This window comes from Microcystis sp. LEGE 00066, assembly GCF_015207925.1.
GTDB classification, from domain to species: domain Bacteria; phylum Cyanobacteriota; class Cyanobacteriia; order Cyanobacteriales; family Microcystaceae; genus Microcystis; species Microcystis ichthyoblabe_A.
In genome coordinates, this window is the sequence record NZ_JADEVX010000044.1 from 19,424 (window position 1) to 27,641 (window position 8,218).

Genomic DNA, 8,218 nt, shown 5'->3' on the forward strand with positions numbered 1-8,218 from the left:
TATCAGTTATCAGTTATCAGATTTAAGTATTCGGTGAACAGTATTAAGTGGCAAGTTCAGAGCTTTCTTTTCACGGATTACTGTTTAATTTTTACTGATAAAAGTAAAAAGCTCCTATCTCCTATCTCCTGACTCCTATCTGCTGACTCCTTTTTCCCTTGAATAAATATATCCTTTTTTATAAACCCTACGATGTATTATGTCAGTTTACTGATGAAAATGGGCGCTCGACTTTAAAAGATTATATTCCCATCCCGAATATCTATTCTGTCGGTCGTTTAGATAGGGATAGCGAGGGATTATTATTACTCACAGATAACGGTCAATTACAGCATCGTTTAGGTCATCGTCAATTTGCTCATCCGCGCACCTATTGGGTACAAGTCGAAAGAATTCCAGACCTAAACGCTTTAGAAAAATTGCGTCAAGGTCTTGCTATACAGGATTATCGCACTCGACCAGCAATAGTTAATATACTAGATTTTGAACCAGATTTACCCCCCAGAGAGCCACCGATTCGTTATCGAAAATCTATCCCCACCGCTTGGTTAGAAATTACCTTAACTGAGGGAAGAAATCGTCAGGTAAGAAGGATGACGGCTGCCGTTGGTTATCCGACTTTAAGATTAATTAGAACAGCTATTACTATTGACAAAAACAATAAATTATGCTTAACAGGATTACAACCCGGTCAATGGCGAGAAGTGACTGAAAAAGAGAGAAAAGCCTTGGAAAGGTTATAATTTCTGTAAGTAACCTTGATAACCAAAGTTGAATGTATAGTTTGGGACTTGATCAAATGACCCACAATTATCTATAATCGTGAATATTAAACCTAAGACAAACATGAAAGTTAAAATTAAAAATCTTGGCATTTTAAAACAAGCAGAATTCAGTCTAGGCGACCTCACAATTATCTGTGGTGGTAATAATACAGGTAAAACTTATGCTACCTACGCTTTATTCGGTTTTTTATACACTTGGCGAAGACTATTAACTTGGCCAACATTTGGACTCAAAGAAAAAATTAATCAACTACTTTCTGATGGTGTAATTAGTCTCGATCTACAGGAGTATGTTCAACAGTGTGAAAGTATTCTTACTGCAGGTTGTCAAAGATATATCCAACAAATACCTGAAGTTTTTGCTGCCAACGAGGAGAGGTTTAAAAATGTTGATTTTCAGATAGAATTAAATTTTGACAATATTCAATTTCAAAATAAGTATGAAAGGAAAATTAGTACAGCAACATTGGAAATTATCTCGATTAACAAACCTGAAGATGAGCCTTATTTATCCATTACATTATTAACAGAAACAGAAAAAATAAATCTGCCAGTGCATTTTCTTGAGGATATCATTTACGACAGCATCCAAGATATAATTTTCTCTCAGTTTTTTCCCAGGCCATTTATTGCCAGTGCAGAAAGGACAGGAGCGGCAATTTTTCGCAAAGAGTTAAATTTTGCTCGTAATCGTTTACTGGAAGAAATTAGCAAAAATAGCAATTTTGATCCTAGTGAACTGTTATTTAATGTTTCTCAGGATTATGCGCTACCAGTCAAAAAAAATGTAGATTTTACTAGACAAATAGAAACAATTGTCAAAAAAAATAGCTTTATCGCCGAAAATCATCCCAGTATTTTAGAAGATTTTGCCGATATTATTGGTGGTCAATATATGATTACTAGCAATGATGAACTTTATTACATTCCTAAAGGAAAAAAACTTAGACTATCGATGGATGAAAGTTCTAGTGCTGTACGTTCTCTTTTAGACATTGGCTTTTATTTAAGACACGAAGCTCGAATCGGAGATTTGTTGATAGTAGATGAACCTGAATTAAATCTCCATCCAGAAAATCAACGCCGTATCGCTAAACTTTTCGCTCGACTGATCAACATTGGTATTAAAGTTTTTATCACTACTCACAGTGATTATATTATCAAAGAAATAAACACATTAATTATGCTTAACCATAATAAACCACACCTGAAACAAATTGCCGCAGAAGAAGGCTATAGACAAGAGGAATTATTATCGGCTAATCAAGTTAAAGTATATATTGCTGAAGAAGATTCAAAGATGTTGAAAGGACAAAAAAGAAAGACCAAATTTCACACTTTAAATCCCGCTAAAATTGATCCAGAAATGGGTATTGAAGCGCGTAGTTTTGATACTACTATCGAAAATATGAATCGTATTCAAACGGCTATTATTTGGGGTGAGGAGTAATGTCTGATATTGCTATCCTCAAAGAAATGATTAGCAAGTGTGCGATAGTAGAGTTGGAATATAAAAAAGAGTACAAACGAGATAGTTATTTACTGAAACTGATAGAAAATCAAGATAACTATTCATTTGTGATTAGTGGAATGCCTGAACCCGATCAAGTTATTGCGATCAAGCTAGATGAGTTTTTTGATGTCCGCAAAATTTGGCTCTTCGTTACTTGTTATGGTTCGATAGGGGGGCATAAATCAACAAAATCTTTATCTGGTAAGGGATTTAATTGATTAGTTCGCTTTAGATAAAAAATAATTGACAAAAATCGCCCAATGTCTTTCTCTATAAGGGTTCCATCCCTTATAACTCCCGTCTATTGCATAAGACAAACCGAAGAACCCAAAATTTTTACTGGTAATAAAGGTGAATGTAAGCGTGCAGATTTTATAATTATCGCTAATACCCCTACTGAAAAAGTTATCCTTTGTTTGGAAATGAAGAAAAGCAGAGATTCTAATTCATCGATAATTAAACAATTAAAAGGAGCCGAATGCTTTGTCTCCTATTGTCGTGAAATCGGACGCTTATTTTGGAATCAACCCGATTTTCTTCAGGACTATCAATATCGCTTTGTTAGTATTAAAAATATCAGTATTTCTAAAACAACCACGAGCAGCCGTAAACCTTCTCAAAAAAGTGAGATTCACGATCAACCAGAAAAAATGTTAAAAATTTCCGCCGAAGCACTTTCAAGAATTAATTTAGTCCTATAGCTTGACATTATGACCGATTTAATCTCGATCGAATAACGATCTTTTGCCGAGAGTGCCGAAAGAGCCTTATCGATGCTCATTTTTAAAAACTTCAAACACCTGCCGGCTGAAATATTTTAACTTATCAGCCACCTTAGGAGAAGGTTGATAATTGCCGACTAATTGCCAATTTTCCACCGTAGATAGTCGCCAAGCGGTTCCTTGATGGTTAAAAGCCTGCATTTCTAAGCCAATCAAACGCTGATGCTGATCTTCGCTATCGAGATGAAAACGAATTTGTACCAGAATACTGCGCCCTTGAATTCTGGGACTCCAACCGGGAAAATGGAAAGCGATATCGATCGAGTCGGGATCCGTTAACTCCCTTGTGTGGGGATCATTGCGCCAAGGTTTCAGATCTGCCTTTGCATCGGGGAATTGTTGTTTAAACAGGTTGACGAGTGTGGCGATCTTCGCCGTTAATTCTAATCCTTTTGCCTGTTCCGACGCATTCATGCTCACCTCTGATAATTGCTTACAAAGTAACTATTTATACAGTTTAGCCCTGCTTTTTGCGACTATTGGAACAATTATAACGATATTTTCTCGATCGAGTCGAAAATGCCGCACCTGTCAATCAAGATAGCCGCTGCCAAAAAGACAAAATCAAAACTACACTAGAAAATAGGATAATCGAGAGGAACAGTATTTTCTATGAATCCCCAAGAGTCTCTATTACAATCGATCGAAAAATTAGGCTATCGGGTTACGGTGGGTGATGTGGCGGCAAAATCGGGTTTAGAGATTAACGCTGCACAACAGGGATTATTAGCTTTAGCGGCGAAAGCGGGGGGACATTTACAGGTAGCAGATACGGGGGAGATTATCTATCTTTTCCCCGAAAATTTTCGCTCGATTCTTCTGAATAAATATTGGCAATTGCAGTTAAAAGCTTTCGCCAGTAAAATTTGGAAAGTAGTTTTTTATGTTATTCGCATTTCCTTCGGCATTGTTTTAATTATTTCGATTTTAATCCTCTTGCTGGCTATTCTGGCGATCCTGATCGGCTTAATGTTTAAAGATAGTGACTCGGATAACAATTCTGGAAATAACAACATTAATATTAACTTCTTTCCCACGGACTTTTTCTGGATTTTTTATCCCGATTTTGGTAATAACTACTACGAAAGAAGAGATCGGGAAGTTAAGGCAGACAAACCCCCTAGTAAGATGAATTTTCTCGAGGCAGTTTTTTCTTTTCTTTTTGGCGATGGCGATCCTAATTTTAATTTAGAGGAGAGACGCTGGCAAATTATCGGTAAAGTAATTCAAAATAATCGTGGCTCGATTATAGCTCCACAAATTGCCCCCTATCTCGATAGTATTACCCCCAGTCATGAGGAGACAGAAGATTATATACTACCAGTTTTAACTCGCTTTAATGGGTTGCCGCAAGTGTCCGATCGAGGCGATATTATCTATTATTTTCCCGATCTACAGGTGACAACCAAAGAGAGAAAATTACAAACAGTTTCCCCCTATCTAAAGGAAAAACGCTGGAAGTTTAGCGAAGCAGATAGCGGTCAAATTATCCTAGCTTTAGGTTTAGGGGTGGTTAACTTTATCCTCGCTTTAGTTTTAGGATCTTTGCTCAACAGTGATAGTGTGGATTTGAGTGGTTCTCTGGGGTCGATAGTCACAGGAATCTACGGTTTTCTCCTCAGTTATGCTGGTGCTTTTTTGGGGATTCCCCTCGGTCGTTATTTCTTTTTACAGTGGAGAAATGAGCGGGTTAATCAACGCAATCAACAGCGAGAAAAAAGAGCAGATTTATTAGCCCAAAATAATCCTGAATTGGAGCAAAAACTGGACTACTCTCGTCAATTTGCTGACCAAAAAGTGATTACAGATGCTGATATTAGTTATTCTACCGATCAAGACTATCTCGAACAAGAGATCGAGCGCTCGGATAAAATCGATCGAGAATGGCAAAAACGCTTAGAATCGCCCGATTAATCGCTTTTGCGGTGTGGGAAGTCATTCTGTTATTCTGACTTCCCCGACCGACTCCTAACCCCACCAACAAACTTTTTCAGAATGTAGGTTGGGTTGAAGCATGAAACCCAACGCCCGCATGGGTTACGCTACCGCTAACCCATCCTACAAATAATTGTGCCTCCCTACTCAACTTAAACGATCGAGAGTGCGATACTGAATTGCTTCGGCAACGTGGGAACTTTTCAGCATTTCACTATCTCCTAAATCGGCAATGGTGCGGGCAACTTTGAGAATGCGATCCATTGCTCGGGCCGATAAACCCAATTTTCGGATTGCCCCTTCTAAAATATGGCGACTGCTCTGATCAAGAGCGCAAAAACGCCGCAAATGCTCGGAATTCATCTCCGCGTTAGAGCGAATCCCAGTATCTTGAAAGCGATCGCTGGCCTTTTGTCTGGCCCTTTCTACCCGTTGCCGCACTTGCTCAGAAGCTTCTCCCCGACTCTCTTGGGTCATTTCTTCCGGTTTCAGGCGATTTACCGTCACTTGTAGGTCAATACGGTCTAAAAGCGGCCCCGATAATTTCGCCCAATATTGTTCCCGTTGTCGCGGTGAACAGCTGCAAGGTTGCACCGAATCGCCGTAATAACCGCAGGGACAGGGATTGGTACTCGCCACCAGGGTAAAACGGGCCGGAAAAGCGACGGAAAGACGAGTGCGAGAAATGCTCACATAACCATCCTCTAGGGGTTGCCGGAGATATTCCAAGACACTGCGCTTAAATTCCGTTAATTCGTCCAAAAATAAAATACCACGGTGGGAAAGGGAGATTTCTCCCGGTCGGGGATAAGTGCCACCTCCCACCAGCGCCGCTCCGGAAGCGGAGTGATGGGGACTGCGAAAAGGACGCTCGCGCACCAGAGAACCTCGATCCTTCAGTAATCCGGCGACGGAATGAATCTGGGAGACTTCTAGGGATTCGGCAAAGGTAAGCTGGGGCAGAATACCGGGTAAACGTCGCGCTAACATGGTTTTACCGCTGCCCGGGGGACCGACAAAAATTAGGTTATGACCTCCAGCTGCGGCAATTTCCAGGGCCCGCCGGCCAATGGCTTGACCTTTGACATCCTTGAGATCGGGGAGATTTACCCGCGATCGCCCAAATTCCTCGGCAGCATTAAAAGTCATCGGTGAATAGCGATCAGGTTCATTTAAGAAATTTACCACTTCCGATAGATGACGAAATCCATACACTTGTACGCCTTTGACCACGGCCGCTTCTTTGGCATTATCGGCGGGAACCACTAAACCCTTAATCCCCATTTTTTCGGCAGCGGCAGCAATGGGTAAAACCCCCGCCACGGCACGCAAACTACCATCGAGGGATAATTCGCCTAAAAAGAGAAAATCCCCCAATAAATCGGCTTCTACCTGTTCGGAAGCCCCTAAAATGCCGATACTAATCGGTAAATCATAAATTGGCCCCTCTTTGCGGATATCGGCGGGACTTAAATTGATGACAATTTTGCGGATGGGAAAGGCAAATCCGGCATTTTTTAGGGAAGCTTTTACCCTTTCTTTCGACTCCTGCACGGCGGTATCGGGTAAACCCACCACGGCAATTCCGGGTAATCCCCCCGATACATCCACCTCTACCCCGATTTTAATGGCATCGATGCCGATAATTGCCGCACTCCAAACCCTTGCTAACATTTTGGCTCAAGTAAAAATAAAGTGAGTTCTTAGGAAAATGAAACAGGATGTTCGGCTAGTTTTCCGCATAAAAATGATTTTATCTGGGAATTTACCCTGAAAATCAGCCTATTTCTCGGGATAACCTAGCCAGAAAAGCTGAGAGCTTAATGGTATAGTTGAAAAAAAAAGTAATCTGTCTATGAGTGAGACTATTTTTAGCAAAATTATCCGGAAAGAAATTCCCGCCTCGATCGTCTATGAAGATGATCTGGTTCTTGCTTTTCGAGATGTTAATCCCCAAGCACCCACCCATATCCTCATTATCCCCAAAAAACCGATTCCGAAACTAGAGGAAGCCAGCGACAGCGATCGAGATTTACTGGGACATTTGTTACTAACTGTTAAAAAGGTGGCCGCCGAAGCTAAATTAAGTCAAGGTTATCGAGTAGTGATCAATAATGGGGAACATGGAGGTCAAACCGTCAATCATCTTCATGTCCATCTTTTGGGCGATCGCCCAATGGCTTGGCCTCCGGGTTAAACCCCCCTTATTTTCCCGCATTTTTGGGGAATTCTAGAACTAGAAGCGTTCTTTTCCGAGTCGGTCTTCTCGATGTTGAACCCATGAATAAGTCTCTTTCTGCGATCGCATTGGCCAGCACCCTGCTGTTATTTCCCTTCACTCCTACGACTCTCGCTCAATCGGAATGCTTTCTCCAAAGAGCAGATGGACAACACATAGATCTTAGTCGTCTCTGTGGCAGTTCATCTAGAAATAGGAAAAATTCCCCGCAAGTTTATCAGCTACCGATTCAACGCCGGGTTAACGGCATTCCCACGGTGATGGTAGTTTTTAATCACCGTCACTCCTATGAAATGCTTTTTGATACAGGTGCTAGTGGCATCGTCCTCACCGATGCCATGGCGAAAGCGATGAAAGTCAAACGGGAAAGGGAAGTAATCAATAATACCGCCGGCGGTGTCGTTACTGGTTATCTTGGTCGCATTAATTCTGTTAAAGCTGGCGAGATGACTTTATATAATCAGATTGTTAATATTTCTCCCCAAATGAAAGGGTTAGGACTCTTGGGACAAACCTTTTTTGGTTCCTATGATGTCACGATCAAAAAAGATGTGATTGAATTACGTTATCGTTGATAAGTAGCTGGTTATAATTAAATTAAAAATGGATTTGGCTCTTCGTTACTTGGTATGGTTCGATAGGGGGGCATAAATCGACTAAATCCTTATCTGGCAAGGGATTTAATTGATTAGTTCGCTCTAGATCGAAAATAATTGACAAAAATCGCTAAATGCCTTTCTATATAGGGGTTCCATCCCTTATAACCCCCGTTCATTGCATAACACAAACCGAAGAGCCATGGATTTTAGGTTCGATCCCCCCTGCCCCCCTTGATAAGCTATCCATTAGTCACATCTTTCTTAACATAAAATTTGACAAAAAGAGAAAAGTGTGCAAGATGGCTCAAGGAGGTTCTATGGGGGGACTAATTTGATGAGATAGTTTCCAAGTCTGGCTGATATCA

At 40.7% G+C, this 8,218-nt stretch carries 9 protein-coding genes; 7 read left to right on the forward strand and 2 right to left on the reverse strand.

Features of this window, described 5'->3' with window-relative positions:
* Positions 1-158: 158 nt before the first annotated feature.
* From IQ224_RS08475 to IQ224_RS08490, 4 genes are all read left to right on the forward strand, one after another.
* On the forward strand, positions 159-743 hold the full coding sequence (locus tag IQ224_RS08475; RefSeq protein ID WP_002743849.1) for a pseudouridine synthase: 585 nt from the start codon (positions 159-161) through the stop codon (positions 741-743).
* Between the two features lie 103 nt (positions 744-846).
* On the forward strand, positions 847-2,235 hold the full coding sequence (locus IQ224_RS08480) for an AAA family ATPase (protein WP_194032829.1): 1,389 nt from the start codon (positions 847-849) through the stop codon (positions 2,233-2,235).
* Complete coding sequence (locus IQ224_RS08485) at positions 2,235-2,516, forward strand: hypothetical protein (RefSeq protein ID WP_002743845.1); 282 nt, start codon at positions 2,235-2,237, stop codon at positions 2,514-2,516. Before IQ224_RS08480 ends, IQ224_RS08485 begins: the two co-directional genes overlap by 1 nt.
* 204 nt (positions 2,517-2,720) lie before the next feature.
* The gene (locus IQ224_RS08490; protein ID WP_110980669.1) at positions 2,721-2,999 is read left to right on the forward strand and encodes a hypothetical protein; all 279 of its coding nucleotides are present in this window, start codon (positions 2,721-2,723) and stop codon (positions 2,997-2,999) included.
* 66 nt (positions 3,000-3,065) lie between these two features.
* Here the strand turns inward: IQ224_RS08490 and IQ224_RS08495 are convergent, their stop codons facing one another.
* Positions 3,066-3,494: a hypothetical protein gene (locus tag IQ224_RS08495; RefSeq protein ID WP_002743840.1), complete on the reverse strand. Its 429-nt coding sequence runs from the start codon at positions 3,492-3,494 to the stop codon at positions 3,066-3,068.
* 198 nt (positions 3,495-3,692) lie between these two features.
* Here IQ224_RS08495 and IQ224_RS08500 point away from each other — a divergent pair, with 198 nt between their 5' ends.
* Positions 3,693-4,994, forward strand: coding sequence for a hypothetical protein (locus tag IQ224_RS08500; protein WP_002743839.1), 1,302 nt, complete (start codon positions 3,693-3,695; stop codon positions 4,992-4,994).
* A gap of 168 nt (positions 4,995-5,162) precedes the next feature.
* Here IQ224_RS08500 and IQ224_RS08505 read toward each other — a convergent pair whose 3' ends face one another.
* Complete coding sequence (locus IQ224_RS08505; protein ID WP_369800474.1) at positions 5,163-6,638, reverse strand: YifB family Mg chelatase-like AAA ATPase; 1,476 nt, start codon at positions 6,636-6,638, stop codon at positions 5,163-5,165.
* Positions 6,639-6,870: 232 nt separating this feature from the next.
* Between IQ224_RS08505 and IQ224_RS08510 the strand changes: the two genes are divergently transcribed.
* The gene (locus IQ224_RS08510; protein WP_002743836.1) at positions 6,871-7,212 is read left to right on the forward strand and encodes a histidine triad nucleotide-binding protein; all 342 of its coding nucleotides are present in this window, start codon (positions 6,871-6,873) and stop codon (positions 7,210-7,212) included.
* Positions 7,213-7,295: 83 nt separating this feature from the next.
* Positions 7,296-7,829 (forward strand): TIGR02281 family clan AA aspartic protease, encoded by a 534-nt coding sequence (locus IQ224_RS08515; protein WP_002743834.1) that lies wholly within the window; start codon positions 7,296-7,298, stop codon positions 7,827-7,829.
* Positions 7,830-8,218: the final 389 nt, after the last annotated feature.

What these genes read in the sequence shown, in the direction of transcription:
- IQ224_RS08480 (WP_194032829.1), top strand. Translation starts at nt 847, where the DNA reads ATGAAAGTTAAAATTAAAAATCTTGGCATTTTAAAACAAGCAGAATTC.
- IQ224_RS08485 (WP_002743845.1), top strand. Translation starts at nt 2,235, where the DNA reads ATGTCTGATATTGCTATCCTCAAAGAAATGATTAGCAAGTGTGCGATA.
- IQ224_RS08500 (WP_002743839.1), top strand. Translation starts at nt 3,693, where the DNA reads ATGAATCCCCAAGAGTCTCTATTACAATCGATCGAAAAATTAGGCTAT.
- IQ224_RS08510 (WP_002743836.1), top strand. Translation starts at nt 6,871, where the DNA reads ATGAGTGAGACTATTTTTAGCAAAATTATCCGGAAAGAAATTCCCGCC.
- IQ224_RS08490 (WP_110980669.1), top strand. Translation starts at nt 2,721, where the DNA reads ATGAAGAAAAGCAGAGATTCTAATTCATCGATAATTAAACAATTAAAA.
- IQ224_RS08495 (WP_002743840.1), bottom strand. Translation starts at nt 3,494, where the DNA reads ATGAATGCGTCGGAACAGGCAAAAGGATTAGAATTAACGGCGAAGATC.
- IQ224_RS08515 (WP_002743834.1), top strand. Translation starts at nt 7,296, where the DNA reads ATGAATAAGTCTCTTTCTGCGATCGCATTGGCCAGCACCCTGCTGTTA.